The sequence below is a fragment of the Rhizobium sp. BT03 genome (genome assembly GCF_030053155.1).
In the GTDB taxonomy this organism is placed as follows: Bacteria; Pseudomonadota; Alphaproteobacteria; order Rhizobiales; family Rhizobiaceae; genus Rhizobium.
This window is the reverse complement of sequence record NZ_CP125641.1, coordinates 154,122-179,560: the sequence shown is the minus strand read 5'-3', so window position 1 is coordinate 179,560 and position 25,439 is coordinate 154,122. Positions and strand designations below refer to the sequence as shown.

At 61.7% G+C, this 25,439-nt stretch carries 20 protein-coding genes and 1 pseudogene; 13 read left to right on the top strand and 8 right to left on the bottom strand.

Annotated elements, in window-relative coordinates; all coding sequences use genetic code 11:
* Window positions 1–10: 10 nt before the first annotated feature.
* Complete coding sequence (locus tag QMO80_RS22700) at window positions 11–2,533, bottom strand: hypothetical protein (protein ID WP_283200669.1); 2,523 nt, start codon at window positions 2,531–2,533, stop codon at window positions 11–13.
* Between the two features lie 191 nt (window positions 2,534–2,724).
* On the opposite strand from QMO80_RS22700, the gene QMO80_RS22695 reads away from it, so the two are divergent.
* Both QMO80_RS22695 and QMO80_RS22690 read left to right on the top strand, forming a co-directional pair.
* A complete protein-coding gene (locus tag QMO80_RS22695; RefSeq protein ID WP_283200668.1) occupies window positions 2,725–4,011 on the top strand; it encodes an ABC transporter substrate-binding protein in 1,287 nt (428 codons plus the stop codon).
* A 248-nt stretch (window positions 4,012–4,259) separates the two neighbouring features.
* A complete protein-coding gene (locus QMO80_RS22690) occupies window positions 4,260–5,522 on the top strand; it encodes a DUF3422 domain-containing protein (protein WP_283200667.1) in 1,263 nt (420 codons plus the stop codon).
* Between the two features lie 59 nt (window positions 5,523–5,581).
* Here the strand turns inward: QMO80_RS22690 and QMO80_RS22685 are convergent, their stop codons facing one another.
* Complete coding sequence (locus QMO80_RS22685; RefSeq protein ID WP_283200666.1) at window positions 5,582–6,508, bottom strand: LysR family transcriptional regulator; 927 nt, start codon at window positions 6,506–6,508, stop codon at window positions 5,582–5,584.
* A 140-nt stretch (window positions 6,509–6,648) separates the two neighbouring features.
* Here QMO80_RS22685 and QMO80_RS22680 point away from each other — a divergent pair, with 140 nt between their 5' ends.
* The 11 genes and pseudogenes from QMO80_RS22680 to QMO80_RS22630 all read left to right on the top strand — a co-directional run bounded on the left by QMO80_RS22680 (window position 6,649) and on the right by QMO80_RS22630 (window position 17,182).
* Complete coding sequence (locus tag QMO80_RS22680) at window positions 6,649–7,395, top strand: RraA family protein (RefSeq protein WP_283200665.1); 747 nt, start codon at window positions 6,649–6,651, stop codon at window positions 7,393–7,395.
* 5 nt (window positions 7,396–7,400) lie between these two features.
* Complete coding sequence (locus QMO80_RS22675) at window positions 7,401–8,405, top strand: D-2-hydroxyacid dehydrogenase family protein (protein WP_283200664.1); 1,005 nt, start codon at window positions 7,401–7,403, stop codon at window positions 8,403–8,405.
* Complete coding sequence (locus QMO80_RS22670; protein WP_283200663.1) at window positions 8,402–9,190, top strand: SDR family oxidoreductase; 789 nt, start codon at window positions 8,402–8,404, stop codon at window positions 9,188–9,190. The genes QMO80_RS22675 and QMO80_RS22670 overlap by 4 nt, the downstream gene beginning before the upstream one ends.
* Window positions 9,191–9,229: 39 nt before the next feature.
* A complete protein-coding gene (locus tag QMO80_RS22665; protein ID WP_283200662.1) occupies window positions 9,230–10,534 on the top strand; it encodes an MFS transporter in 1,305 nt (434 codons plus the stop codon).
* A gap of 203 nt (window positions 10,535–10,737) precedes the next feature.
* A complete protein-coding gene (locus QMO80_RS22660) occupies window positions 10,738–11,244 on the top strand; it encodes a cupin domain-containing protein (RefSeq protein ID WP_283200661.1) in 507 nt (168 codons plus the stop codon).
* A gap of 43 nt (window positions 11,245–11,287) precedes the next feature.
* Entirely contained in the window at window positions 11,288–11,734 is a 447-nt protein-coding gene (locus QMO80_RS22655; RefSeq protein ID WP_283200660.1) for a RidA family protein, read from the top strand.
* Between the two features lie 82 nt (window positions 11,735–11,816).
* On the top strand, window positions 11,817–13,388 hold the full coding sequence (locus QMO80_RS22650) for a Re/Si-specific NAD(P)(+) transhydrogenase subunit alpha (protein WP_283200659.1): 1,572 nt from the start codon (window positions 11,817–11,819) through the stop codon (window positions 13,386–13,388).
* A 19-nt stretch (window positions 13,389–13,407) separates the two neighbouring features.
* The gene (locus QMO80_RS22645) at window positions 13,408–14,841 is read left to right on the top strand and encodes an NAD(P)(+) transhydrogenase (Re/Si-specific) subunit beta (protein WP_283200658.1); all 1,434 of its coding nucleotides are present in this window, start codon (window positions 13,408–13,410) and stop codon (window positions 14,839–14,841) included.
* Between the two features lie 46 nt (window positions 14,842–14,887).
* A complete protein-coding gene (locus QMO80_RS22640) occupies window positions 14,888–15,505 on the top strand; it encodes a TetR/AcrR family transcriptional regulator (RefSeq protein ID WP_283200657.1) in 618 nt (205 codons plus the stop codon).
* Between the two features lie 234 nt (window positions 15,506–15,739).
* Window positions 15,740–16,032: pseudogene (locus QMO80_RS22635) on the top strand (NAD(P)(+) transhydrogenase (Re/Si-specific) subunit beta); the annotation flags it as partial.
* A gap of 187 nt (window positions 16,033–16,219) precedes the next feature.
* Window positions 16,220–17,182: an MBL fold metallo-hydrolase gene (locus tag QMO80_RS22630; RefSeq protein WP_283200656.1), complete on the top strand. Its 963-nt coding sequence runs from the start codon at window positions 16,220–16,222 to the stop codon at window positions 17,180–17,182.
* Between the two features lie 288 nt (window positions 17,183–17,470).
* Here QMO80_RS22630 and QMO80_RS22625 read toward each other — a convergent pair whose 3' ends face one another.
* From QMO80_RS22625 to QMO80_RS22600, 6 genes are all read right to left on the bottom strand, one after another.
* A complete protein-coding gene (locus QMO80_RS22625) occupies window positions 17,471–19,615 on the bottom strand; it encodes a methyl-accepting chemotaxis protein (RefSeq protein WP_283200778.1) in 2,145 nt (714 codons plus the stop codon).
* Window positions 19,616–19,631: 16 nt separating this feature from the next.
* Window positions 19,632–20,561 (bottom strand): substrate-binding domain-containing protein, encoded by a 930-nt coding sequence (locus QMO80_RS22620; RefSeq protein ID WP_283200655.1) that lies wholly within the window; start codon window positions 20,559–20,561, stop codon window positions 19,632–19,634.
* 199 nt (window positions 20,562–20,760) lie between these two features.
* Entirely contained in the window at window positions 20,761–21,645 is an 885-nt protein-coding gene (locus QMO80_RS22615) for a carbohydrate ABC transporter permease (RefSeq protein ID WP_283200654.1), read from the bottom strand.
* Entirely contained in the window at window positions 21,635–22,561 is a 927-nt protein-coding gene (locus QMO80_RS22610; protein ID WP_283200653.1) for a carbohydrate ABC transporter permease, read from the bottom strand. Before QMO80_RS22610 ends, QMO80_RS22615 begins: the two co-directional genes overlap by 11 nt.
* 100 nt (window positions 22,562–22,661) lie before the next feature.
* Window positions 22,662–23,882, bottom strand: a complete 1,221-nt coding sequence (locus tag QMO80_RS22605) for a sugar ABC transporter substrate-binding protein (protein WP_283200652.1) — start codon at window positions 23,880–23,882, stop codon at window positions 22,662–22,664.
* Between the two features lie 49 nt (window positions 23,883–23,931).
* A complete protein-coding gene (locus QMO80_RS22600; protein WP_283200651.1) occupies window positions 23,932–25,251 on the bottom strand; it encodes an alpha-L-fucosidase in 1,320 nt (439 codons plus the stop codon).
* Window positions 25,252–25,439: the final 188 nt, after the last annotated feature.

The window sequence follows — 25,439 nt, the reverse complement described above, 5'->3', positions numbered from 1 at the left end:
TCCTATATTCTCAGGAGTAAAACGGCCCGTCGGCAGCGGCCGCCGAGGCCGCGCTGTCGTGGGTGAGGATCGGGTGCGGCTGATCATGCGTGAACGGCCGGGGTTTGCCGGCGATCGACAGACCGTCGGCATGGGAGAGGGAGAGCGCCGGGCCGCCCGGCGGCGTCAGAACGAGCTGCCGAAGCGCCGGATCGAAGGAAACCGTCGTCTGGCACAGGCGTTCGAGGAAGGCCTTGAAGGCATCGCCATTGCCGGATCCGACAATGGCAGCCCAGCCGCAGAGCGGCCCGTAGGAACGCGCCTCGCGGCCCGCGGTCGGCCCATCGGTAATCAGTTCCAGGCCGTTCGAGGCCCAAAGAGCGGAAAAGCCCCTGCCCGATCGGGCGATCAGCCATTTGCCTTCGACGATCAGATCGTCGAGGCCGTCGCGACCGATATAGGCATGCGTCCATGCATGCCGTGCGTCGCCTGTGTCTTCGATCAGCAGGGCGACGTCGCGATGCTGGGCGACGCGCGGCAGGATGCCGTTGCCGGCCCAATAGGACGGTCTTTGATTGCCCCAGGGATCGTCCTCGCCGGGATGGTTGACCCACAACCTCGCCATTGGATGGCCGGCCAGCCTGATGTCGAGGACGTGCTGCTGGTGCCCCTTCCGGCCGGTCTTGTGATCGACCACCGTCGAAAGCTGCGCTGCCTCGTTCTTGTAGAGCACGAGCTTGCCGCTCTCCAGCCCCTGGCTGTAGCGCGCCTCGACGCTTCTGCCCCTGGGAAGAGCGGCAAGCTCGGCGAGATCGGCAGGCGGCTCATAGCCGCCGGCGCAAAACATCGTCAGCGCCGCCACGCCGTTGTTGAGCCAGCCGGTGCCGAAGGCGACCTGGGCAAAGGGCGCAAGCTCGGTCAGCGGGCCGGCGCGCAGTTCCTTGTCGTAGGCGCGGCCCTGCGATCCCGCCGGAACGCCGGCCAGCGTGTGCAGGGCGATCATGCGGAAGATAAGGTCGATCTGGCCGCGGGCGCGATCGGCGATCCCGCTCTCCGCCCAGCGCTCCAGCGCCAGCAGGCCGATGAAATCGATCGGGTAATAGGCGGCCGAATTCCACTCCGCCAGGCCATGCGCCTCGACGCTGTCGAACCAGCGCCCGAGCCGCTCGGCGGCGAGTTCCGCCTGCTGCCGCCCGGTCCGCCCGGAGGCCGAAAACACCGCGTCGGGCAGAAGAAGGCCGGCCAGCAGTTGGCTGGTATGGAAGCAGAGCACATGGTTCTCGCTCCAGAACCACATGGCGTCATTGCCCGGCTCGTCGACCCAGTAGCGATAGGCAAGAACGGAACGGCGGATACGATCGACCGTCGCCTCGGGCATCTTCTCGCCATAGGCGCCGAGCAGCCACAGGAGCGGCACCATGATGAAATCCGAGCAATCCTCCCGCGCATCGATCGAGGCGAGCGTCGCATCGACGATGCGGTCGAAGCTCTCCGGATCGTGATGGCCGGTTTCCATCATGGCGATGAGGCGGCCGGCGCGGTTGGCGCCGAAGCGGGCGCTGTATTCCAGCGCCTGGCGCTTGCGGGCGGAAAGCGAGGTCTCATCAGGCAATGGCGAAAGGCTGCTCATGAAGGCGGCATCGATGACGCGGGTGACCGAGCCCGACCCGGAGCCGATCGTCATATGGATGCCGTGATAACCGTCGGCGATACCGCAGACATCCTCGGCGATCAAACGGCTTTGATGGGCGCGCAGGGTCAGTTTCGAATGGGCGATAACCGGCCGCTCGTGACCATGGCCGACGACCTTGAGCTCGACGGGCAGGTCGCGCTCGGGTCCGGTGTCGAAGATGATCTCCAGCGGCTGGTTGACGAAGACGTCGCGGGCCGGTCGCACGCCGCGCGAAAGGGCTTCGAGCTCGCGCACCTCGTCCTGGTCGAGGGCGACCGGCAGCAGAACCGAAAGCGGCTCCTTGTCCAGCATTTCGAGCTCGAAGAACCAGGTCGTGTCGCGCTCGGCGAGATCTTCGCTATGGACGAGAATCTCATTGTCGCCGGCGTCAAGCGGCAGCACTATCTCGGTTGCGCTCTCGACGTTGCGCTTGAAGGGCTCGAAGCGCACCGCTTCCTTGCCATTGACCCAGATGCGAACGCCGCCGCAGGTCTTGAGCGCAAGATTGAGCGTGCGCGGCGCTTCTGTCCTGAATGTGCCCTTCAGCCATCGCCCGACATGCGTGGGCACGTGCCAGAAGCTGGTAAACTCGACGCGGCGGTTCGAGCCGGGAAGATAAAGGCTTTCGGTCGGCCAGGAGGCGTCGGGGACAAGCTCGCGGCCGACCATGGTGGACCAGAAGGCCTTGCGGCACGGCAGGTCGCCGACATCGACGAAACCGTTGATGAAACGATAGTTCACCCGGTCTTCGGCCGGGGCCGGCTCGCCGGGAAAATAGCGCTCGACGAGGGCGGAAACGGCCCATGCCGTTATCGTCTGGCCCTGTGCCACCCTGTAGGCTGGCGCCATGTTGTCCGGCTGCTTGATGCTTTCCGTTTTCACAGATCGCCTCCTCCGCAATCCTATGAAAATATTTTCATAAGTCTATTTTGGTGCGTGATTTTCGAGAATTGCTCAAAAACATCGCTATTTGCGTAGAAAATAGCTTGACGCGACGAATGTCAAGTATATGAAATTTACATATCGATGGCTGAGGCCGCGATTGATGAAAATGTTTTCATGGGAGGATGAAAATGAAAACCTATCTTTCAGGGGCTTTCGCACTGGCGCTTGTCACCGTTTCTTTCGCATGGTCCAGCGTGGCCATGGCCGAAACCCAGACGATCACCTTTCTCTTCACCGACGACGACCAGGCTTATGTCGAGCGGATGGAAGCGCTGAGCAAGGAATTCGAGACCGCGCATCCCGACATCAAGGTGAATTTCGTCTCGTCGGGTTATGATGCCGTCGCCAAGCAGCTGCCGGTGCAGCTCGCCGTCGGCGAAGGTCCCGATGTCGCCAAGATCACCGATTGGCAGCTGGCGCCCTACTATCTCGACATGCGCCCCCTGATGAAAGACCCGGACGGTTTCGCCAAGCTGCACGGCGACAGCCTGAACACGCTTCGTTTCCCCGGCGTCAACGATCCGAACTCGATCAACGGCTATGTCGCGTCGCAGACCTTCAACCTGCCCTTCGTCAACAAGACGCTGTTCGAGCAGGCGAAAGAACCGCTTCCGACGCCGACCGCCACACTGAAGGACATCGTCGAGGCCTCGGCACGCGTCGCCAAGGCGACCGGCGCCCAGATCCCCTTCACGATGGACCGCTCGGGCCACCGCTTCTCCGGCGCGGCCTTCTCCTACGGCTCGAACTACGTCAAGGACGGCAAGTTCTCCTTCCCCGACGATGCCGCCAAGCGCTACATCACCGATCTCTACAACTGGACGAAGGACGGCTCTTTCCCGAAGGAAATGTGGGGTGCTGCCGGCGGAACCCAGTACAAGAACATGGGTGACGAGTTCGTCAACGGCAATGTCGTGACCTATATCGCCGGCAACTGGATGGTCAATCCGTTCCAGAAGAAGATCGGCGACGCCTTCGACTGGACGGCGATCAGCGCGCCCTGCGGCGATGCCGGTTGCTACGCCATGCCCGGCGGCACCGCGATCGTCGGCTTCAAGCGTACCAAGTACCCGCAGGCTGTCGCCTCCTTCATCGAGTTCCTCGGTTCCGAAAAGGTCCAGCGTGAAGTCGCCGAAAACTACGTCATCCTGACCGGCGCCGACATCAAGGACCCGCAGTACAAGCTCGAGAGCAAGAACGCCAAGGACGCCATGGCCGTCTTCCTCGCAAGCCGCAACAGCGCACCGAAGGCAGCCCGCGAACTGGAACGTCTCAAGGGGTCCTCCGCCATCTACCAGCTCATCGTCCAGCGCATGAGCCAGCTGATCGTCGGCGAGCTTTCCCTCGAAGACACCTTCAAGGCGATGTCCGCCGATGTCGACAAGGTCAACGTGGCGCTCGCCGCCAACAAGTAACCGGCCGCGCCTGCGCCCTCCGCAGAATGCGCGCTGCATCAGCCACGGTCTCGCAACGGGCCGTGGCTGATCGTTTTTTAGCCAACGCTCGTGCCTGATGCGAAGGCGTCGTGACACCAGCCTCCGGAGAGGCTATAGGCGTTGTCAGCCTGAGCCAGCCCCAGGCGCCATATCAAATTATCAAGCGCCGGCACCCGGACGTTCCGCCGGCGACCCAGCGACTGTCTACCGTTTAGAGGTGCATCTCCATGCCGATGGGTTCCGAGCATCCGCTGCGCAGGGAGCTTCACAACGAGTTGCATGCCCGGCCGTCGCTTTACTTCGATGGCGACACCGATGTCTGGCACGTCGCCATCGTCGGCGACAATGGCCCTCCTTCGCTGCCCGGTTCCCTGCCGGGATTGGAAGATGTGACCACGACCGGCGAGGGCAACCACGGCATCGGCCGCGTCGGCGACGGCCGGCTGAAATGGGAAGCCCATACCGAATTCCTCACCCTCACCTTCGTCGTGCCGGCATCGGCTGAACCCGGCAGCAACCCGCCGGAAGCCTTTCGGGCCTGCTGCAGCCAGATTGGCGGAAAGGTCATCGCGGCCGTGCGCGTGCTGGTGCGCGAGGAAAAGGACGGGCGCACGCTGGAAAAACCCAAGCTCGACTATGTCGCTTCGCGGGTCGGCGGCGGCGATGCGGAAGTGCATTCGAACTTCCGCCTGACCGACAGCGGCTTCGTCGAATTCCTGTTCTTCAACCGCAATCTCAACGCCTACCGCACCGGCCGCATGGTGCGGCGTTTCCTGGAGATCGAAACCTACCGGATGATGGCGCTGCTGGCGTTACCGATGGCGCGCGAGACGGTCTCCAAGCTTTCCGCCTTCGACCAGCGCCTCGATCTGCTGATCGCGCATATGCAGAGCGCCGTCAAAGTCGACAAGGCGCTGCTGTCCGAGGTGACCCGGCTCTCGTCCGACGTGCTCAATTTCTCCGCGCTCGCCCGCCACCGCTTCGGCGCGACGAAAGCCTATGCCGAGATCGTCGCAAGCCGGCTGTCGGAGCTTCGGGAAGAGCGGGTCGAACAAAGGCAAAGGCTGGGTACGTTCATCGACCGGCGCTTCCAACCGGCCGTCCGCTCGGTCTATGCGGCAGAACGGCGCCTCGACGAACTCGCCGAACGCGTCAGCCTGGCCGGAGACCTGCTCAGAACCACCGTGCAGGTTCAGCTCGAAGATCAGAACGCCTCATTGCTGACCTCGATGGAAGAGCGCGCGCGTATCCAGGTGCATATCCAGCAGGCGGTCGAAGGCTTCTCAGTCATCGCCATCACCTATTATACTATTGGCTTGGCGAAGATCAGCCTCGAAAGCATCTCCGCCTTGGGTGTCGATCCGCATGTGACGAAGCTCGCCGTTCTCGGCGCCATCCCGCTCGTGCTCTTCGCCGTCTGGACCGCGGTTCGCCATGTGCGCAAGAGCATCGCCGGCGTGCCGCACGGCCCGGCATCCGGAAGCCACTGACGCGACAAAGGCGGGTTCACCGCCGCCCTTTCGAGGCGGCGGTTGTTTTCGAATTGCGTTCAATTGTCTTGCTCCATGGCTGCGGAAGACACTCCGCATACATCGGCGACCAGCGAGCGGAACCATTGATGGGCCGGGTGGGTGTCGAGCCGCTCATGCCAGATCAGCTTGTAGATCAACTTCTCGGTCTCAAAAGGTATCTCACGACAGATCAGTCCGTGCTGCGCCGCAAGCGCGCGGCCAGGTCCATTCATAAAACCGTTTGGCACGCAGGTCAGCAGGTCGCTTCCCGCGACAATCCTCAGGGCATCTGCAAAGTGATTGACGACCGCAGCGATCGTCCTTGTGCGACCATGCAGGCTGAGCCAACCGTCGACGACGCCTAGATCGATCCCGGATGGGGTCACCAGCACGTGTGATGCTGCGACGAACCGGTCGAGATTCATATCGTCCGCTACTGCGTGTCCGGGGCGCATAACGCAGATATAATGATCCGTCCGAAGCCCCTGAACATGGATGTCTCGCGGAAGTGACGGGAACATTCCGACGGCGCAGTCCAGCGTGCCGCGATCTATTCCTTCAAGAGAGTTTGCGTTGGTGTGGAAGGAAAACGCCACGCGGGCATATGGCGACATTGACCGCAGCTTCAGCGTGATGCCGCTGACCGCTTCCGCAGCAAGGCTGTCGGTGATGGCAATCCGGAAACTGGTGGGATCCGAGCGGGGATCAAACTGCTCCGGTGCGATCGACGCTCGGATCACCGCCAATGAACGATGAAGTTCGGGCCAGATGGCCATCATCCGCGACGTAGGTTGAACGCCCTCCGCGACTTTCAGGAAAAGCTGGTCGCGCGTCAGTTTCCTAGCCCGCCGAAGGGCGTTGCTGACGGCCGGCTGGCTCATCGACAGGCTGGCGGCGGCGCGCGTGACGTTCCGCTCCAGCATGATGGCTTCGATGACGACGAGCAAGTTCAGGTCCAGCCGCATATTATTCACTCTGGTTATAATCGTTACTCCTAAATCGAAATTGGACGATTCCGATCTTTTGCGCAACTCTACCACCCATACCCAGAAACGAGCGTGGCAACGGACGCAGTGGCTGCGCCGATATCGAGAGGATTTATCTGATGAATGATGCTCCCGCCGGAGAGCTTAGACTAAAGCTGACCGGAAAGATCAGCCCGGATCGTATTCGGTTGCTGCGCGCACCCCGGCCACCCCAGGGGTTGATCGAGAAGTTCAAGCATCTTGCCGATGCCACCAGCGTCATCGCCGATGTCATGGATGAACTGGGCATCACCGGCGCTGTCGGCGCATCGGTTCTCAAGCCGACCTTGCCGAACGCCAGCATCATCGGACCGGCACTGACCGTACGCAACATCATGCAGCGCGAGCATGTCTACGAAACTGCCCGTGGCCGGGTGAACCGCATGGCGGAGTTCGAGGCGCACAATCTGGCGCTGCCGGGCGACGTCATCGTGATCGACGGTGTTGCAGGCGTATCCAACATGGGCGGCATCTCGGCGCAAACAGGCAAGCGGCAAGGTGAAGCCGGGGCGATCGTCTCCGGCGGCATCCGCGACGTCGGCCACTCCCGTCGCGTGGACTATCCGCTCTGGGCCACCGAGATCACGCCGGTCACCGGGAAGTGGCGCATCGAAACCGTGGAGATCAACGGCGACATTCAGATTGCCGGCGTTCGCGTGGCGCCGGGCGACATCGTCGTCGCCGATGAAACCGGCGTTTGCTTCATTCCGATCGCCCGCGCGGCCGAGGTACTGGAACGGGCGCTGACCAAGGCCGCCTTCGAGCACGAGAAATGCAGCGCCATCGACGCCGGCACAGCGGTTGCCGACCTTCCGAGCAAAGAGTGAATATCATGGCCAATCCCAGCCCAAGACTGCGTGTTGCAATCCTCGACGACTATCAGGACGTCGTTCGCACGCTCGACTGTTTCGGCAAATTGCAGGGCCATGAGATCCGGATCTGGAACGATGCGGTGGCCGATGTCGGCATATTGGCGGAGCGGCTTGCCGATGCTGATGTGCTGGTGCTGCTGCGCGAACGGACCAAGGTGGATGAAGCGCTGCTCAGCCGGCTGCCGAACCTCAAGCTGATCAGTCAGAACGGCCACGTGCCGCATATCGATCTCGCCGCATGCACGCGCTACGGCGTGCTCGTCTCCTCGGCCCTGACGCAACGCCCATCCCACCCGACGGTGGAATTCACCTGGGGGCTGATTTTGGCGGCAATGCGCAACATTCCGCTCGAAAGCGCGGCACTTCGCAAGGGGGCGTGGCAGAGCACGGTCGGGTTGGGGCTGCGCGGCCGGACACTCGGGATCTACGGCTTTGGCAAGCTCGGCTCGATGGTGGCGCGGATCGGCGCCGCCTTCGGCATGGAGTTGCTGATCTGGGGGCGTGAGGGCTCGTTGGATCGAGCACGTACGGAAGGTTTCGCGGTCGCTTCGAGCAAGCAGGCGCTTTTTGCGCAATCAGACGTCCTCAGCCTGCACCTGCGCCTGAATGCGGAGACCACGGGGCTGATCGGCCCCCAGGAACTCGCCGTCATGAAGCCGACGGCCCTGCTGGTCAATACCAGCCGGGCGGAGCTGATCAAGCCCGGAGCACTGGTCGAGGCGCTGCGCATCGGCCGGCCCGGCAAAGCGGCGGTCGACGTGTTCGAGCACGAGCCGCTGACCGACCCGAACGACCCTTTGCTGTTGCTGCCGAACGCCTTGTGCACGCCGCATCTCGGCTATGTCGAGCGCGACAACTACGAATTTGCCTATGGCAATGCCTTCGACCAGATCGTGGCTTTTGCCCAGGGCACGCCGATCAACATCCACAACCCGGATGTGCTGAAACAGGGAGCATTGCAATGAACCTCGAGCTTGATGGGAAAGTCGTTCTGGTTACGGGCGGCAGCAAAGGCATCGGCCTTGCCTGCGCTCAGGCCTTCGGCAAGGAAGGCGCTCGTGTGGTCATCGTATCGCGCAGCCAGGAAAATCTCGCCGCCGCCCAGGCGAAACTCGCGGCGGACGGCATCGACGTCACGCCATTTTCTGCCGATCTTGCCGATGGCGCAGCGGCGGAACGGGCGGTGATCGCAGCCGAAGAGCAGGTCGGCCCGATTGCAGTGCTGGTGAATTCCGCAGGCGGCGCCGTGCGTGTACCGCCAAGCGAGTTGACGCCGGACAAGTGGCGCGTGGCGATGGACGCGAAGTTTTTCACCTACATGAACGTCACCGACTATGTGCTGCCGCGCATGGTGTCGCGGCGCGCTGGCGCTATCGTCAACATCATCGGAACCGGAGGCAAGATTGCCTCGCCGATCCACATTCCCGGCGGCGCTGCGAACGCGGCGCTGATGCTCGCCTCTGCAGGTCTGGCCGCCGCCTGGGGCCACGCCGGCATACGCGTCAACGTTATCAACCCCGGCGCCACGATGACCGACCGGGTGCAGATGTCATTGGAGGCGGAATCGCGCGCGACCGGAAAGCCGCCTGAGGAGCTGTTGCGTCAAAATCAGCAGCGCATACCGCTCGGGCGCTACGCCACCCCGGAAGAGGTGGCCGACGCGGCGCTTTTCCTTGCGAGCGCGCGAGCCTCCTACGTGACCGGCGCATCGCTGACCATGGATGGAGGATTGACGCCGCTCGTCGTGTGACCGGCCGAGCCGGGACAATCAACATTGGGAGGAAACCAAATGTTTAGCTGGTATCGTGAATTAACAAAACGAGAGCGAAATACGTTCTGGGGGTGCTTTGCCGGCTGGGCGGTGGATGCGATGGACGCACAGCTTTTCAGCTTCGTGCTTCCGGTGCTGATCGCCGCCTGGGGCATGTCGACGGCGCAGGCGGGTTATCTCGCCACGGCCACACTTCTTTCTGCGGCAGTGGGCGGGTGGGCGTGCGGCTATCTGGCCGACCGGTTCGGTCGCGTCCGCATCATGCAATTCACCATTTTATGGTTCTCGGTCTTCACCTTCCTCGCAGCCTTCACGCAAAACTTCGAACAACTCATCATCGTCAGGGTGTTGCAGGGATTGGGCTTTGGCGGCGAGTGGGCGGCCGGCGCAGTGCTGATGGGCGAGATCATCCGGCCTGCCCATCGCGGCAAGGCGGTGGGGAGCGTTCAAAGCGGCTTCGGCGTCGGCTGGAGTGCCGCGGCAATCCTGGCCGGCATCGTTCTCGCCCACGTACCGGCGGAATATGCCTGGCGGACCCTGCTGATGATCGGCGTGCTGCCCGGTTTTCTGGTGCTCTACCTGCGTCGATCGCTCGAGGAGCCGGAGCTCTATCAACAGACCCGTGCTGCGATTAAGGCCAGTGGCCGCGACCCGGGCCTCAGCGCGATTTTCGCTCCCGACGTACTGCGCGTGACGATCCTGGCGTCTCTGCTGGCCTTTGGCGTGGTTGGTGTCGGCGGCGCGATCGTCAACTGGCTGCCGACGTTCATGAAAACGGTCCGTCACCTCTCGCCCAGCGCCTCCGGCTATTACATCTTCCTGGTCACGGGCGGCTCCTTCTTCGGTTTCCTGGCGAGTGCGTATTTGTCCGATGTGCTCGGCCGGCGCCGTACGTTCCAGCTGTTTCTGGTCTGCTCGTGGCTGGTGACCATCGCCTATATGTTCCTGCCGCTGTCGGGCTGGGAGCTTATTCTGATGGGAGTTCCGTTCGGCTTCTTCACGATCGGCAATTACGCCGCACTCGGCCCATTCTTCACCGAGCTATTCCCGACCGCGGTGCGCGGCAGCGGCCAGAGCTTCGCCTACAATTTCGGCAAGGCCGCCGGCGCAGCAGCCGTCTCGGGCATCGGTATTCTGGCGCAGTGGATCACCCTGGCCGAGGCCATCGGGCTGATCGCGTTGCTCGGGTACAGCATTGCGATCCTCGCGACGCTGCTGCTCCCCGAAACGAAAGGCATCAAGCTCACGCCAAGCGTTGGGCAGGCCACGGAAGAGCGCGGTTCCATCGCGGCGGCGGAGCAAACCGTTACCGGCGGGCAGTAATTGCAGAAAGCTGCCGAGAACCCGGCCGTTTCCATGCAATCGACAAAACGGCACTTCGATCCCGGCAGCTCTATCAAGACAGACAGGACCAACCAGATCTTCCCAGGCGGGCGCTTTGGGCTGGCTGGGCAAATTCCCAACCGATTTCCGTGACGGAGCTTGAATGTTCCTATGGAATTTCCGTCAAGACGAAGGAGTGACCAATGAAATCGACTTTTCCATGCCTGGTTCTTGCCATGACCGTGATCACGCAGGCAAGCGTGGCTGAAGCCCAGGACGCCGGCGGACCAATGCAGGTTATCGTCGCCACGCCTCAGGAGCTGGCCGTCTCGCAAAGCGCTTCGAACACTGTGGGCGTGTCCCAGGTCGGCGGCCAGAGCGCCAAGATGCTCTATGGCGATCCGACCAAACCGCAGCTCTATACGGTTCTTCTACGCCTCGAGCCCCACAAGCGCATCATGCCGCTGTCACATCCAGACTCGCGCTTCGTGACCGTGCTGTCGGGAAAGTTCTACATCGGATGGGGTGACACCTACGACGAGACAAAACTCAAAGAGCTGGCGGCGGGAGGCATCTACACGGAACCCGCCAATGCGAACCATTTCGGCGAGACCCGGGACGAGCCGGCTATGGTCGCCATCACCGGATATGGCCCGAGCGGCACCACCTACGCGAATGCAGCCGACGCACCGGGCAAGGTCAAGAATTAGAGGCTGTCCCCGGACCGCATGGAAGCAAGACAGGAGAAACAAAATGGACCAATCGCCAACGGACAACCTCCCCGAGGCAGCGCGGGCAGGCGCAAACACAAGCCGCCGCCGGAGCGTCACAGTCGAAACCCTTGCCCACAAGTATCCGGTGCCGAATGCCTGCCGGATCGACAACCTCGTGGTGTCCGGCGCCATCCAGGGGGTAGATCCCGAAACGCATGTAATGCCCGAGGACCTCGCCTCCCAATGCGCCCACCTATTCGAAAATATGAAGGCGATCGTAGAGGCGGCCGGCGGCACCATCGAGGACATCATCAAGATGACGGTCTATCTGCGCGACCGCGACAATCGGGGGCCGCTGAACGCGGAATGGGTCCGCATGTTCCCGGATCCTGCGGCGCGACCCGCAAGGCACGCTCAGCCTTTGCTGGTGGAAGGCCCTTCGATGGTTCAGTGCGATTTCATCGCGGTGGTTGGACGAGCGGGCTGAGCGCCGCGCCAGTCACCTTACACGGGGTATGCGTCGAGCGACGATCGAATACCGCAAGACGATCGTCGAGGGAGAAGACATTATGAAGATCGGTGCAGCGAAGGAAATCAGTAAACACGAAGCGCGGGTCGCGATGACGCCGGACAGCGCGCGGCAACTTCAGAAGCTTGGTTATGACTGCGTCCTGGAAACGGGAGCCGGCAAAGCCGCAGGTTTTTCCGATGATGCCTATCGCGCCGCGGGGGTAGCGATCGCCGAAAGTGCGGCCGACCTCTACAGCGCCGCCGATATCATCGCCAAGGTTCGGCCTCCCGAAAATGCGGAGATCGCGCGTATTTCTCCCGGCCAGACACTGATCTCGTTCTTCTATCCCGCGCAAAACGCAGAGTTGCTGGAAGAGGCTCGGGTCAGGGGCGCCAATGTCATCGCCATGGACATGGTGCCGCGCATTTCCCGTGCCCAGAAGATGGACGCCCTGTCGTCGATGGCCAATATCGCCGGCTATCGCGCTGTGATCGAGGCCAGCAGCAATTTCGGGCGTTTCTTCACCGGCCAGGTAACGGCGGCAGGCAAGGTGCCGCCGGCCAAGGTCCTGGTGATCGGCGCCGGCGTCGCCGGCCTTGCGGCGATCGGCACGGCAACATCGCTCGGCGCCATCACCCATGCCTTCGACGTGCGTCCCGAGGTCGCCGAGCAGATCGAGAGCATGGGCGCCGAATTCGTCTATCTCGACTTCGATGAGCAGCAGGATGGCGCAGCGACCGGCGGTTATGCCGCGCCATCGTCGCCGGAGTTCCGGGAGAAGCAGCTTCAAAAGTTCCGCGAACTGGCGCCTGAGATCGATATCGTCATCACCACGGCGCTGATCCCCGGCCGCGATGCGCCGAAGCTCTGGCTCGCCGATATGGTCGCAATGATGAAGCCCGGTTCGGTCATCATCGATCTCGCGGCTGAACGCGGCGGCAACTGCGATCTGACCATCGCCGATCAGAAGATCGTTTCCGACAATGGCGTTGTCGTCATCGGCTATACGGATTTCCCAAGCCGCATGTCGGCCCAGGCCTCGACGCTTTATGCGAACAACATCCGTCACATGATGGCGGACCTGACGCCTGATAAGGACGGCAAGCTCGTCCACAACATGCAAGACGATGTCATCCGCGGCGCCACCGTCGCCTTCACAGGAGCGATCACCTATCCGCCGCCACCGCCCAAGATCCAGGCGATTGCCGCACAGAAGCCAAAGGAAAAGGCAAAGGAGCCGACAGCGGAGGAGAAGCGCGCGGCCGAGACCGCCGCCTTCAAGGCGCAGACGAAGAACCAGGGCATGCTGCTCGCCTCAGGCACCGCGCTTTTGCTTCTTGCAGGCGCCTTTGCACCGGCCAGCTTCATGAGCCATTTCATCGTCTTCGTGCTGGCCTGCTTCGTCGGCTTCCAGGTCATCTGGAACGTCTCGCATTCGCTGCACACGCCGCTGATGGCCGTGACCAATGCCGTCTCCGGCATCGTCATCCTGGGCGCGCTCCTGCAGATCGGCTCCGGGAGCTCGCTGGTGGCGACACTGGCGGCGCTGTCGGTGCTGATTGCCACCATCAACATCGTCGGCGGCTTCCTCGTGACACGGCGCATGCTCGCCATGTTCCAGAAGTCCTGAGCGGCTAAGGATTCTCAAAATGACCATCGGTATCGTCTCGGCCGCCTATATCGCCGCCGCGGTTCTCTTCATTCTGTCGCTCGGGGGCCTTTCCGGCCAGGAAAGCGCCAAGCGCGCGGTCTGGTACGGCATCGTGGGCATGGGACTTGCCGCCATCGCCACCATATTCGGGCCAGGTGTCGGCAACTGGCTGGTCATCGCGCTGATGATTGCCGGCGGCTCGGTGCTCGGGCACTATGTCGCCTCGCGCGTGCAGATGACCGAGATGCCGCAGCTCGTCGCCGCGCTGCATTCCTTCGTCGGTCTCGCCGCGGTGTTCATCGGCTTCAGCGCGCATCTCGAGGCTGCCCGCGTCGCCGGCCTCGATGAGGCCGCCCGCACAGCCCTCGACGGTTTCGCCGGCATCCTCGCCCATAAGACGCCGGTGGAACTTTCGATCATGAAGGTCGAGGTCTTCCTCGGCATCTTCATCGGCGCGGTCACCTTCACCGGCTCGGTCGTCGCCTTCGGCAAGCTCGCCGGCAAGGTGGACAGCAAGGCAAGAAAGCTGACAGGCGGCCAACTCCTCAATGCCGGCGCGGCGCTTCTGTCGCTGATCCTGATGCTGACTTATGTGAACGGGGCCGAGATCTGGGCGCTCGGATTGATGACGGCGCTCGCCTTCTTCATCGGCTATCACCTGATCATGGGCATCGGCGGCGCCGACATGCCTGTGGTCGTCTCTATGCTGAACTCCTATTCCGGCTGGGCCGCGGCGGCGATCGGCTTTTCGCTCGGCAACGACCTGCTGATCGTCACCGGCGCCCTGGTCGGCTCCTCCGGCGCGATCCTTTCCTACATCATGTGCAAGGCGATGAACCGCTCCTTCAGCTCGGTCATTCTCGGCGGCTTCGGCGCGACCGGCGGACCGCAAATGGAGATCGTCGGCGAGCAGATCGCCATCGATGCCGATGGCGTGGCGGCGGCACTCAACGATGCCGACAGCGTCATCATCGTGCCCGGCTACGGCATGGCAGTGGCTCAGGCGCAACAGGCTGTTTCCGAACTCACCCGCAAGCTGCTCGCCGCCGGCAAGAGCGTCCGCTTCGCCATCCATCCGGTTGCCGGACGCCTGCCCGGGCACATGAACGTGCTGCTTGCCGAGGCCAAGGTCCCTTACGACATCGTGCTCGAGATGGACGAGATCAACGACGACTTCCACGAAACCGATGTGGTCATCGTCATCGGCTCCAACGACATCGTCAATCCGGCCGCTCTGGAAGACCCGAATTCGCCGATCGCAGGCATGCCCGTGCTCGAGGTCTGGAAGGCAAAGCAGGTGTTCGTTTCCAAGCGCGGCCAAGGAACCGGCTATTCCGGCATCGAGAACCCGCTGTTCTTCAAGGAGAACACCCGCATGTTTTACGGCGATGCGAAGAAGTCGATTGGTGAATTGCTGGCAATGACGAACTGAGGAGAATTCGCTGAGGCGTCTGGATCCGCATCGGTAGGAAAAGCGAATGGCACGATTAACGCGTGAGCAAAGTCAAGCACGTACGAGAAACAAACTTCTCGAATCCGCTTATCAGATAATGGCCCGGTTTGGTTACGGCGGAGCTTCGATCGAACGCATCGCCGAGGACGCTGGGTTTTCCAAAGGAGCGTTTTATTCGAATTTTGTAAGCAAAGAGGACATTTTCATTCAGCTCCTTGAAGACAATGCAGGTCGCGACGTCGCGGAATTGACCGAGCTTCTGGACAAATACGACAATCCGGAAGAGCTGATCGATGTGTTGGCGAACTGGGCGAGCGAACGGGGAGGAGACCGGAGGTGGGGCTTGCTTGCCATCGAGTTGCTGCGCAGGGCGCAAGATGACGAAATGTTGGGGGACCGCCAAATCAAGCTTTTCCGGGATCAATGGGAGGGCGTAGGAAACATCCTTATCCGAAAATTAGGTCTGGCACCGCGGCCACCTGCCAGTGCATTCTACATCGGCGGCATAGTCCTTGAACTGACATATAGCGGTATTTCCAGCTTCCTTAAGGACGGGGCGCCCGGTGTCCTGTTGAAGATCGTTCTAGGTTCCATGTACCGTGACTCCCATCGAGCCAACGCCACCACCGCTGTCTCAAAATAAAGTCTCCTTGCCGCGCCAGGTCGGCCAGAGAGCTGGCGGCAGCAGAAAAGCCCGGAGGCGACTCCATGTGGCATGGCGATTGACAGCAGCAAGACATCGGGATGTTGCGTGGTGATTTGCGATCAAATAGTGGGCAATCAAGCCAACGATCCTTGAAATGCCGATGCCAATCAACCCTGTCATCGCCGCTATACGACCGAGGAAGCTGAACTTCTATGCCAGCTGAGCGGCCGCGACATCGTGCTTGAGAGGGACGAGATCAACGAGGACTTCCACGAAACCGATGTGGCCATCGTCATCGGCTCCAACGACATCGTCAACTCGAGAGTCAGGAAGATTCCAATTCACCGATCGCCGGCATGTCGGCTCTCGAAGTGTGGAAGGCAAAGCAGCTGTTCGTCTCCAAGCGAGGACCGGGGACCGGCTATTCCGGCATCGAGAATCCGCTGTTCTTCAAGGAGAACACCCGCATGTTCTATGGCGATGGGAAGAAATCGATTGGTGAATTGCCGGCGATGACGAACTGAGGAGCGGGTTCGCTCCTGCCATCATTCATGCTTGTTATAATGGTACCGTCGAACTCTGAATTAGACGGATGTATAGCGCCGGTGCAACCTGTGCGCATTCCGGACTGGGGCCGACGACACTTCATCCTCCCGAATATTCGCGTCATCGCGCCACCAATCGGTAACGGCCGCCAAGGAGACCAACACGATGAAGAACCGACCGATCGATCCCACGCGCCGCTCCCTCCTCATCGCGTCGTGCCTCTGCATAGGGTGCGCCATGCCCGGCCCCCTGTTTGCCGACGCTCCGATGGTCAAGAGCGAGGCTCCGGAATTCCGTCGTTTGATGGTTGGTGACTATGAAGTCACGGTGCTGTCCGACGGCAAAAATCCACTCGCGGCCATGAAATTGCTGCAAGGCAATCCCTCGCGAATTGCCGACGCTCTGAAAAGCGGCTTTCTCGGAGAACAGGTGGAGACTTCTCACAATTCCTTTCTTATCAACACGGGTGAGAAGCTGGTGCTGGTCGACGCAGGCGCCGGCACTCTGCTAGGCCCACATACCGGCAAGCTGCTGAACAATCTTCGCGCCTCAGGCTACCGGCCGGAGCAGGTGGACGAGGTCTATCTGACGCATATGCATACCGATCACATCGGTGGGTTGATGTCGGGAAATGAGCGGACTTTTCCCAACGCTGTCGTTCGCGCGGACCGGCGCGACACGGATTACTGGCTGAGCGAGGAAAACATGCGTGCCGCCCCCGCCGAGGCGAAGCGCTTCTTCGACGCCGCTACGACTTCGTTGTCCGCCTATATGAAAGTGGGCAAACTCGATACGTTCGAGGGCAGCGCTGACCTGACTCCGGGAATCCGAGCGCGGCCGGCCTATGGGCATACTCCGGGACACACGATGTACGAGGTAGAGAGCAGGGGCGAAAAGCTCCTGGTGTGGGGCGATATTGTCCATGTCGCCTCAGTCCAGTTTGCCGATCCAACGGTGACGATCGGATACGATGTCGACCAGGTAGCGGCCGAACAGGAACACCTGCGGGTCTTCGACGATGCCGCCCGGAACCGGTACATGATCGGCGGCGCGCACTTGCCGTTTCCTGGGCTCGGGCATGTGCACGACAACGGCGACAGAACCTACGCATATGTGCCTTTGACCTAAGACGCGTGAAGCGCGTCTCTGAAACCATCAGCTCCTCGCCGCCTTCGTTCCTCTCCAGCTTCTGGAGAAGTGCCTTCATGACCCGGTGGGTCGTCTGATGTTGGTGATTTCGAGGCCTTCCGCCGGGCCGCTCGCCCAAAGGGGCCTGGAGGTGCATGGCAGCGGTGAACGGCTCGCGGCCCTTCCCCGTTAGCACCACGAGCTTACCGAAGCCTCCGAGCTTCGCTGAAAACGCTGCTCCCGCCGGACTTAGCCTCGGCGGGAGCAATTGACGGCTTCATCACGACTTCAGGACGCCATGGCGTAATACCGCTGCTCCGATGCCCGGCCGCTGCCGGTTTTGAAGCGCCGCAGCAACTCGGCAAGGCTTTCGGTTTCCTGGGTCAGGCTCTGGGCGGCGGCCGTGGTTTCTTCGACCATCGCGGCATTCTGCTGCGTCACCTTGTCCATCTGGTCGCCGGCGGCCGAGACCTCGCGCAGGCTGGTCGCCTGTTCGCGGGCGGCAACGGCGATTTCGGCGACGGTCGCATTCATCGCGGTGACCTGCTCGACGATCTGTTCGAGCGAGAGGCCGGATTCGCCGACCAGCTGGACACCGGTTTTGACCTGCGCCGAGGAGGTCGAGATCAGCTGCTTGATCTCCCTCGCCGCATTGGCGGAACGCTGGGCGAGTTCGCGCACTTCCTGGGCGACCACCGCAAAGCCCTTACCGGCTTCACCGGCACGCGCCGCTTCGACGCCGGCATTGAGCGCCAGCAGGTTGGTCTGGAAGGCGATTTCGTCGATGACGCTGATGATGTTGCCGATCTTCGACGACGAATTTTGAATTTCCGTCATCGCGTCGATGGCGCGGGCGACGATCTCGCCGCCCTTTTCAGCATTGGTGCGGGCCGTCGCCACGACAGCCTGGGCGCGGCCTGCGCCCTCCGCCGTGCCGTTGACGCCGCGGGTGACGTCTCCGAGTGCGGCAACCGTTTCTTCCAGCGACGCTGCCTGCTGCTCGGTGCGGCGGGCGAGATCGTTGGAGGCTGTGGAGATTTCCGACAGACCGGACCGGATGGTGGCGACCGCGCGGATGACAGAGTCGACCGCCTCCTCGAGGCTCGCGACCGAGTTGTTGAAATGATCCCGGATCCTGACGTAACGATGGTCGACATCGCCGACGCGGACGGTGAGATCACCCTTCGACAACGCGTCGAGACCGACGGAAATCTGCCGGAAGGCATGTTCCATCACCTGCGCATCGGAAAGCCGCTCGGCCTCCTGGCGCAGCCGCTCTTCTTCGGCGGCCAGGCGGGCGCGTTCGGCATTGGCTTCGGCAATCAGCTTCGCGCGGCCCGTCTCCTGGAAAACCTTCAGCGAACGCGCCATGGCTCCCAGTTCGTGGCGGTGCTCGACGCCGGTGATCGCGATGCCTTCCTCGCCGCGGGCAAGCTTTTCCATCGACTGCGCCATGTTACGGACCGCCGAGGAAATCAGCCGGCCGACGAAATAGGAGAGCACGAGACCGATGACGATCAGTAACCCGCTGATGACGAGCGTCGTGCTGGTTGCGGAGGCAACCGTTGCGTCCACCGAACCGTCCAGGTTCTTCTGGGCGCCCGTCACGGTCGCCTGCAGATCCCGGAATTCACCTGATATTTTCGGCGCGAGCAGGCCAAGTTGCGTCTGGCGGATATTGCCGGAGGCCTGAAGCACCTCCTTCATGTCGCCGAGACGGGCGGTGTAGTTCTGCATGAGCTGGCCGGCGCCCATCAGGCGCTTCTTCTGCAACTCGTTTTTGGCGGCCTTGGCGGCAGCGTCGTTGAGCGCGACCGCCTCGGCGAGTGCGGCCTGCGCCGTGTCATAGGCGGGGAAATCATCGGAATGCACAAAGCGCTCGGAGAAATAGAGGCTGCGGTTCAAGGCTTCCAGCGTCGCCGCCGTCATCTGCAGCAGCGCCACGTCGTTCTGGCGCCAGGCGCTGCGCACGACGTCGTTGAGCGCGATGCTGGTCCAGGGGCCGAATTCGGTCACCTTGGAAATCAAGATGTCGCGCCGGGCCTGAAGAGAGACGATCTGTTCGAATGCCTTGCCGTAGGCCGCAATATCCTGGCGGATGACGGCGAGACCGGCCTGCAGGTCCTTATTGCCGGCAAAACGCGGATCCTCCGCCTCGAAGGCCTTCACGCCGGCGCGGAAGCTGTCGACGACAGCCTGTGTCGGCGTCGAGCGGAAAGCCTCCGCCGACATCTGGATTTCGTGCAGCTGGTCGCTGTAGTCGGAGATGGCCAGACTCTGGCCGGCCGTAGCGCGGTAGGAGGCGAAGATCGCGGCGAGCCCGTTCATGCCGGAGATCGCGCTGACGGTGAGCAGGCTCATCAGCAGGATCAACGGCACGAAACCTGCGGTGATCTGCGCGCGAATGCCGAATTTATTCCAGAAATGCAACATCATAGGCCTCTTATGCTCACTGGCTCTTCGGCAGGTATTGGGCAATGTTCTCAGGTGTGACGAGTTCGAAGGGAACGTTGTTTTCGCGCGGCACCTTCTCCTTTTTGATGAGCTTCATGGCGGCATCGACCGCAGCTGCGCCCTGCCCGACGGCGCTCTGGAGAACGGTGACATCGAGATCGCCCGCCACCATCGCGGCCAGCGCGTCGTCGGTCGCGTCGACGCCGCCGACGACGACGTCCTTCATCGGGATATTGGCTTTCTTCATGGCGCGGATCGCACCGAGCGCCATCTCGTCATTGTTGGCGATCACAGCATCGAACTTGACGCCGGCCGCCAGCCATTCCTGCATCTGCTGATCGGCATAATCGCGCGACCAATAGGCTGCTTGCTGCTCGACGATCTCAAGACCTTTGCATTCCGGCGTCGCGATGACATCTGATATGTCCTGGGTGCGGGTGCGGGCGGCCACATGGAAAACCTCGCCCATCAGCACGACGACGCGGCCCTTGCCCTTGAGGAGAGAGCATACTTGCTTCGTCTCCAGCGTACCGGAGTCTTTCTCATCGGAGGCGACAACGACCTGATTGTCCGGCAAGTCCAAGAGATTGGAGGGCGTCGTGTTGATGTAAACAAGTGGAATGCCGGCATCCGCGGCAATCTTGGTCATTTGCGGCCCGAGATCGCCATCAGACAGCATCATGATAATGGCATCGACCTTGTCGGCGACGAACTGCTGAACCTGCTTCTTCTGCAGCTCATTGTCGCCATTGGCATTCTCGGTGACGAGCTTGAGGCCTGATATCGTCTTCCCGTGCGAGACGACGCCGTTCACAAGCATCTGTCTGAACTTGTCGAGATTGGTCATCGAAACCCCGATCGTCTGCGCATTGGCAACAGTGACCGATATCACCAGGGCGATGGATGCAAGCGTGGCGGTTTTCATGAATTCCCCTGTGCAATTCAAATATGAACGCGTTATTTCAAATCTTGGTTAAATTTTACTTTTCGACGTGAAGCGAAAGTTAAGCGCGCGGAAATGATCTAGCGGCGGCAGAAGCGCGTTCTTCGGCGGCGCTCGGTCGGACTTGAAGGACATCGAGACGAACTTGATGCGGCGCCTTCAAGCCTTTGTTTAACTGGAATTATCTTCCGCCGAAGCCGGAGCTGACGGTGATGCCGCGGTAGATCACCCGCTGCAGCACGATGGCCAGGATGACGCCGGGCAGCATGGAGATCGTCGCGCCCGCCATGATGTAGTTCCACGCCGTGCCCTGCTGCGTCTGGAACAAAGTGAGCCCGAGCGGCAGCGTGGCTTTTTCCACCCCGCTGGTGGCGATCAGCGGCCACAGGAAACTCTTCCACTGGGCGATGAAGGTAAAAAGCGCGAGCAAGCCGATCGCCGGCATGGCAAGCGGCACGATGATCTTGACCAGAATGCGCAGCCGCGAAGCGCCGTCCATCATCGCCGCCTCATCGAGATCCTTGGGAATGCCGAGGATGAACTGCCGCAGCAGGAAGGTGCCGAAAGAGGAGAAGGCGACCGGCAGGATCATGCCGTGATAGGTGTTGATCCAGCCGAGCTTGCTGACGACGAGGAAGAGCGGAATGACCAGCATCACCTGCGGGATCATCAGCGTGCTGAGATAGGTGAGCAGCAGCCCTTCGCGGCCGGGAAAGCTGAGCCGGGCGAAGGCGTAGGCGGAAAGGCAGGATACCGCAATCACGATCGCCGTGACGCCGCAGGCGACCACGACGGAATTCAGCAGGAAGGTGCCGAACGGCAGGGACACCAGCGCCTCGACGAAGGTGCCCCAATGATACTCCTCGGGGAAGATGCGGACCGGCACGGCCATCACTTCGGTATTGGAGCGCACCGCGTTCGACACCATCCAGAAGAAGGGGAAGAGGAAAAGCAGCGCGATCAGCGAAAGTCCGGCATAACTCAAAAAGCTGCCGATGCGCCGCAGGATGCGATGCCGGCCCGCAGAGACGGAATAAGGATGCCGTGAGGTCGGGTCAGTCGTCATAATGCACCCATTTGCGCTGCATGTGGAACTGCAGGATGGTGAGCGCCATGATCATGACGAACATCACCCAGGCGAGAGCGGAAGCATAGCCCATCTGGAAGTTGGTGAAGCCCTTCTGGTAGATGGCAAAGCCCAGCGTCGCCGTCGCCGAGCCCGGACCGCCGCGCGTCATCGCGAAGATTTCGTCGAAGACCTGCAGCGAGGTGATCGCCGTCATCACGGTGGCAAAGAACACGGTCGGCGAGATCAGCGGCAGACGGATGCGCCAGAAGCGCTGCCAGGCATTGGCACCGTCGATCGTCGCCGCCTCGAGATAGTGTTTCGGCACCAGATCGAGCGCGGCGTTGAACATCACGACGTTGTAGCCGACATTGGCCCAGAGCGTGACGATCACGACCGCCTGCATCGCCCAGGCCGAACTCAGCAGGAAATTCGGCAGGCCGAGGCCGAGCGAACGGATGACGCTGTCGGCGAGCCCGTCCGGCGTGAAGATCAGCAGCCACACCACCGAAGCGGCAATCGTCGGGGTGAAGGTCGGCAGAAAGAAAATCACCCGGAAGATCGCCTTGCCGCGCTTCAGGCTGGATATCCAAACCGCCAGCATCAGCGAGACGATGATGTTCACCGCCAGATATTCGACGGCGAAAAACAGCGTGTTTCTGAGGATGGTGTAGAAGGCCGGATCGACGGTGAAGAGCTTGATATAATTCTGAAGACCGACGAAGGACGGCGTCGAGATCAGCTGCCAGTTTGTGAAGGAGAGCGCCAGCGACGCCAGGATCGGCAGGGCCATGAAGATCATGAAGCCGAGAAAACTCGGCAGCAGGAACAGCATGGCCGTCTGCGTCTCAGGCTTCAGAAAGCGCCGCGGCCGACCGGGCTGCAGGGAAATTTCGGCGACGGCGCTTTGCGACATGTCTTCCTCCCTGCGCGGCAATCCTGCCGCCGCGCTTTAACCTCTTGTTTTCGCGCATGTCGTTGTCCCGGAACCGCGGCACACTTACGGGCGACATGCATTATTGCTGCGCGAGACTCTGGATCGACTCCATCGTCTGCTTGGCGTCGGCGCTGCCGCCGAAGGCCGGCGGGAAATACTGGTTGAAGAGGTTTTCCACCGCCGCCCAGTTGTTGGTGATCACGTAGGGCACGGAATGCGCCAGGGAATAGTCGATGGCCTCGCCGCCATTGGTGATGTCCTTGGCCGCCACCTTGTACCAGGAGGATTGCGAGGCCGTGCGCGCCGGCAGCGCGCGGCCCTGCTCGGCGAGATATTGCAATGCCTCGGGGCTGGTCAGCACCTGGATCGCCTTCCAGGCCGCATCCTTGTTCTTGCTCGTCGTGGCGATGCCGAAACCTGAGCCCGCCGTGACGGCCGTAAGCTCCGCCTCTGCGCGCGGGAGGGAAGTGGAACCGATTTTGAACTTGACCTTGTCCTTCATGCCGATGATCGACCATGGACCATCGACATACATGGCGACATTGCCCGAATAGAACCGGCCCTGGATGACCGTGCCGGCATCGGCACTCGACGGCACCAGCGGCGCGATCTTGTCCTTGGCGGCAAAGCCGATCACCCTCTCGGCGGCGGCAATGGCGCCCGGATTGGTCAGATCGAGCGCGCCTGAATCGTTGACATATTTATCGCCCCAGGCCGACGCCAGGACCGAATAGTTCTGCGGGGTGATGCCGAAGCCGTATTTGCCGTCCTTGGTCAGCTTCTTGGCGGCATCGGTGAATTCGGCAAGCGTCCAGCCCGGCTTCGGCAGCGGAATCCCGGCGGCTTCGAGCGCGTCCTGGTTATAATAGATGACCCACGGACCGACGTCATAGGGCAGGCCGTAGAGCTGTTTGTCGACGGACATGCCGCCGATGATCGAGGGGGTGAAGGCACCGACATCGAACTTGTCGGCCGCGATCCGGTCATTCAGAGGCTCGAGCAGCGAATAGAAATTCGGCATGCGCAGCGACTGCATGGAAACGATGTCGGCAAGCTGGCCGGACGCCGCCAGCACCGGCAGCCGCGTCCAATAGTCGACCCAGCCCGTCGTCGTCAGCGTGACCTTGATATCGGGATATTTGGCGGTGACCATGTCGGCCAGATGCTGCCAACCCTTGGTATCGGCATCGGAACCGGTCCACATCTGCCAGGTCAGGTTCACCTGCTCGGCCGATGCGGTGGTCGCCAAAAGACTGCCGCCGATTGCGGCAAGCAAAAGCGTTTTCTTCAGAACCTTCATGGGTTTCTCCTCCCTCCATGACGCAATGAACACGCGGATGCGACCGAGTTCACGCCTTGAGGACGATCTCGATCACCGGCACGGCAACGTCAGGCCGCCGGACCGGCAGTTCGAGCGTGATCATGCCTTCCGGCACCATCACGCCGATATTGGAATCCACATCCTTGGTATGACTGAGCCAGCGCACTTCGCTGGCGTCATGCAGGAACTGCGCATAGGCGATCCTGTCGGCGAGGCCTTCGATGTGGATGTGGCGGTAAGGCCAGTTGTAGACATGCAAATAGAGACGGTTGCCGCGCTGGGTGTAGCGGCATCCGGCCGGTACCGGCAGCTCCGATGGCCCGGCGCCGTAGATGGAGCGGGCGTTGACGGCCATCCAGTTCTGGTAGACCTCGAGCGCATCGACAGCGCGCGCATCGAAGGTGCCGCGGCCGGTCGGGCCGACATTCATCAGCAGGTTGCCGCCGAGCGCGACAGAATCGATCAGCAGCTGGATGATCTGTTCCGGGCTCTTCCAGCTATCCTCGTCGCGGTGATAGCCCCAGGAGCCGCTGAAGGTGTGGCACGCTTCCCAGAGCACCCCCTGGCTGGCAATGGCAGGCGCCACGCGCGGCGTATATTGCTCCGGCGTCGTCACGTCGGGCAGCTTGCCCGGCGGCAGGTCGAGGCGGTTGTTGACGATGATTTCGGGCTGCAGCTCGCGCACCAGCCCGATCAGCCGCTCGCTCTCCCAGTCGGCACGCCCCTTGCCGGGCAGGCCGAGATATTCGCGGCCGGGATAGCTGAAATCGAACCAGATGATATCGATGCGGCCGAAGCCGGTCAGAAGTTCGCGCACCTGTTCGCGCATATAGGCGGCGTAGTTAGCGATGTTGCGGCCCGCATTCAGCGCCTTGGCCTCGGGATGGTTGCGGAGAGGATGGTGGACGTCGATCGGAAAATCAGGATGGTGCCAGTCGAGCAGCGAATAATAGAAGCCGATCTTCAGCCCCTCGGCGCGAAATGCCTCGACCAGCGGCGTCAGCAGATCTCTGCCGCAGGGCGTGTTCGGCGCCTTGTAGTCGGTGACCTTGCTGTCCCACAGGCAGAAACCCTCGTGATGCTTGGTCGTCACCACGACATACTTCATGCCGGCAAGACGCGCCCGCCGGGCCCACTCCTTGGGCTCGTAAAGATCGGGATCGAAATTGTCGAAATAGCGCTGGTAATGATCGTCGGTCAGCTCTTCGCGGTTCTTCAGCCACTCGTGCCGGGCTCCCAGAGCATAGAGGCCCCAATGGATGAACATGCCCAGTCTGTCATGGCTGAACCAGGCGTGCTTGCCCACTCCCGATACCGGATTTTGCGGCTGGCGCTCCGAACTCGTCACAGGTTTCTCCTCCCTGTTTTCCGGCTCGACATCATATCGAACCGGTTCGGTGAGTGAACATCTTCCTTGATGTCCCGCCTGTCAAGCCGATTCCACCACAACCGCTACTGAAAAGTTTTCCCTGCTTCGAGAGGTCATTTCCGACAAGTCTGTTGCACCGGAAAATAGAAACTGACATAACAAGGCTT

Bases quoted from the DNA above. Each gene is read 5' to 3' on its own strand.
- QMO80_RS22695 (WP_283200668.1), top strand. From the start codon at position 2,725: ATGAAAACCTATCTTTCAGGGGCTTTCGCACTGGCGCTTGTCACCGTT.
- QMO80_RS22690 (WP_283200667.1), top strand. From the start codon at position 4,260: ATGCCGATGGGTTCCGAGCATCCGCTGCGCAGGGAGCTTCACAACGAG.
- QMO80_RS22685 (WP_283200666.1), bottom strand. From the start codon at position 6,508: ATGCGGCTGGACCTGAACTTGCTCGTCGTCATCGAAGCCATCATGCTG.
- QMO80_RS22680 (WP_283200665.1), top strand. From the start codon at position 6,649: ATGAATGATGCTCCCGCCGGAGAGCTTAGACTAAAGCTGACCGGAAAG.
- QMO80_RS22675 (WP_283200664.1), top strand. From the start codon at position 7,401: ATGGCCAATCCCAGCCCAAGACTGCGTGTTGCAATCCTCGACGACTAT.
- QMO80_RS22670 (WP_283200663.1), top strand. From the start codon at position 8,402: ATGAACCTCGAGCTTGATGGGAAAGTCGTTCTGGTTACGGGCGGCAGC.
- QMO80_RS22665 (WP_283200662.1), top strand. From the start codon at position 9,230: ATGTTTAGCTGGTATCGTGAATTAACAAAACGAGAGCGAAATACGTTC.
- QMO80_RS22660 (WP_283200661.1), top strand. From the start codon at position 10,738: ATGAAATCGACTTTTCCATGCCTGGTTCTTGCCATGACCGTGATCACG.
- QMO80_RS22655 (WP_283200660.1), top strand. From the start codon at position 11,288: ATGGACCAATCGCCAACGGACAACCTCCCCGAGGCAGCGCGGGCAGGC.
- QMO80_RS22650 (WP_283200659.1), top strand. From the start codon at position 11,817: ATGAAGATCGGTGCAGCGAAGGAAATCAGTAAACACGAAGCGCGGGTC.
- QMO80_RS22645 (WP_283200658.1), top strand. From the start codon at position 13,408: ATGACCATCGGTATCGTCTCGGCCGCCTATATCGCCGCCGCGGTTCTC.
- QMO80_RS22640 (WP_283200657.1), top strand. From the start codon at position 14,888: ATGGCACGATTAACGCGTGAGCAAAGTCAAGCACGTACGAGAAACAAA.
- QMO80_RS22630 (WP_283200656.1), top strand. From the start codon at position 16,220: ATGAAGAACCGACCGATCGATCCCACGCGCCGCTCCCTCCTCATCGCG.
- QMO80_RS22625 (WP_283200778.1), bottom strand. From the start codon at position 19,615: ATGTTGCATTTCTGGAATAAATTCGGCATTCGCGCGCAGATCACCGCA.
- QMO80_RS22620 (WP_283200655.1), bottom strand. From the start codon at position 20,561: ATGAAAACCGCCACGCTTGCATCCATCGCCCTGGTGATATCGGTCACT.
- QMO80_RS22615 (WP_283200654.1), bottom strand. From the start codon at position 21,645: ATGACGACTGACCCGACCTCACGGCATCCTTATTCCGTCTCTGCGGGC.
- QMO80_RS22610 (WP_283200653.1), bottom strand. From the start codon at position 22,561: ATGTCGCAAAGCGCCGTCGCCGAAATTTCCCTGCAGCCCGGTCGGCCG.
- QMO80_RS22605 (WP_283200652.1), bottom strand. From the start codon at position 23,882: ATGAAGGTTCTGAAGAAAACGCTTTTGCTTGCCGCAATCGGCGGCAGT.